The sequence below is a fragment of the Candidatus Andeanibacterium sp. genome (assembly GCF_057143545.1).
The window spans coordinates 1-2,037 of the sequence record NZ_DBNHSF010000188.1 but is presented as its reverse complement, the minus strand read 5'-3'; the positions used below and the strand labels follow the sequence as shown (position 1 = coordinate 2,037).

Genomic DNA, 2,037 nt, shown 5'->3' with positions numbered 1-2,037 from the left:
GCAGGCGATAACCGCCGGTGACCAGCAGCACGGCACAAGCGGCAAGGATCACGGTCGAAAGGACCGGGACCGAGAGGCTCATGCCGGTCAGGGTGATGAAGATCCCGGCGGTCGCAGCGCTCACGGCTGCAAGGATGATCGGCACGATCGGAGCGATGACGACGAGGAACAGCAGCTTCACCCACAGGCCCAGCTCGCGGTAGCCCGCCAGCAGCGAGCGGCCTGTCGCATGGGCATAGTCGACGCCAAAGCGGAAGGCCGGGTATTTGAGGACATTGGCAAGCACGATCACGATCACCAGCGCCAGGCCGAACATCGCGCCGGCCCGGGTCGACTGGACGAGGTGCGAGGTGCCGATCGATGCGCCCGAGAAGATCAGGCCCGGCCCGATCAGGCGCCGGAATGTCTGCCGGTCCATATAGTGATTGTCCCCCGATACGCCCTTGGCGAATGAGTGCTTCAGTCGCATTGCGAATGCAAGCTTCAACCGGGCCAAAGTGATCTTGGTTGGCAAAGCCCCTTCCGGCCGCCATATCGCGCGGCCATAGGGAGCATCGCATGTCCGAATTCGACTATGATTTGTTCGTGATCGGCGCCGGTTCGGGCGGGGTCCGCGCGAGCCGCATCGCCGCATCGCACGGTGCGAAGGTCGCGGTGGCCGAGGAGTACCGGATCGGCGGCACCTGCGTGATCCGCGGCTGCGTGCCCAAGAAGATGCTGGTCTATGGCTCGACGTTTGCCGACGAGCTTTCCCATGCGGAGAACTACGGCTGGACGATCGGCGAGGCGAGCTTCGACTGGGCCACGCTGCGCGATTTCGTCAATGCCGATGTCGACCGGCTCGAAGGGCTTTACGGCAAGACGCTCGAAAGCCATTCCTGCGAAGTGTTCAAGGAGCGCGCCACGGTCACCGGGCCGCACGGCGTCAGGCTGGCGAGCGGCCGGGAAATCACCGCGAAATATATCCTCGTCGCCACCGGCAGCTGGCCCGCGATGCCGGAGTTCCCCGGTGCCGAGCACTGCATCAGTTCGAACGAAGTGTTCCATTTCCCGCAGCAGCCCAAACGGTTGGTGATCATGGGCGCGGGCTATATCGCGCTGGAATTCGCCGGGGTATTCAACTCGCTCGGCAGCCACGTAACTGTGGTCAACCGCAGCCAGGTGATCCTGCGCGGATATGAAGAGAGCATCGTCGAGCGGCTGCTCCTGATAGCGATGCATCGCGGGATCAATTTCCGGATGGATTCAAAGATCCAGTCGGTCGAGCAGCAGGAGGATGGCTCGTTCCTGGTCGATCTCGGCGATGGCGACCCGCTCCATGCCGATGCGGTGCTGATCGCGACCGGGCGCCGCGCCAATACTGCCGGTCTGGGGCTGGAAAGCGCCGGTGTCGAGCTTGGCAAGCGCGGCGAGATCCCGGTCGACGAATACAACAAGACCAGCTGCGACAGCATCTATGCGGTGGGCGATGTGACCGACCGCGTCCAGCTGACCCCGGTCGCGATCCGCGAGGGCCATGCCTTTGCCGACACCGTGTTCGGCAACAATCCGCGCACGGTCGATTACGCTGCCATTCCCAGCGCGGTCTTTTCGCAGCCGCCGCTAGCGGGCGTCGGCCTGACCGAGGAGCAGGCGCGCGAAACCTACGGCAACATCAAAGTCTATTCCTCCGATTTCCGCCCGATGAAGAACATTTTCTCCGATCGACATGAGCGCGGGCTCTACAAGATGATTTGCGACGAGGCCTCGGGGAAGATCCTCGGCATCCACATGATCGGGCCCGAAGCTCCGGAAATATTGCAGGTTGCGGCAGTGGCAGTGAAGGCGGGCCTGACCAAGCAGGCCTTCGACGACACGATCGCGCTCCATCCGAGCATGGCCGAGGAACTGGTGCTGCTGAAGTAAGCTGCTCGCTCTCTCCCCCGGAAGGGGGAGAGATACGCAGACTTGGCCGCGCAGCGGTCTAGTCGGAGTTGAGAGGGGGCTCCAACGTTGCAGACCCCTCTCCAAGCTTCGCTAGTTCCTGCGGAGCAAGCT

Annotated in this window: 2 protein-coding genes; one reads left to right on the top strand and one right to left on the bottom strand. The window is 63.2% G+C overall.

All coding sequences use genetic code 11. The features are described 5' to 3' along the window. Positions 1-469 (bottom strand): hypothetical protein (locus AC16XC_RS11090; protein WP_484034718.1); only part of this gene is annotated, 469 nt, incomplete at its 3' end. Between the two features lie 89 nt (positions 470-558). Between AC16XC_RS11090 and gorA the strand changes: the two genes are divergently transcribed. Beyond that, positions 559-1,905: a glutathione-disulfide reductase gene (gene gorA, locus AC16XC_RS11085; RefSeq protein WP_484034717.1), complete on the top strand. Its 1,347-nt coding sequence runs from the start codon at positions 559-561 to the stop codon at positions 1,903-1,905. The last annotated feature ends 132 nt before the right edge of the window (positions 1,906-2,037 follow it).

Excerpts from the sequence above, each read along its gene's own strand:
- gorA (WP_484034717.1), top strand. The coding sequence starts at position 559 with ATGTCCGAATTCGACTATGATTTGTTCGTGATCGGCGCCGGTTCGGGC.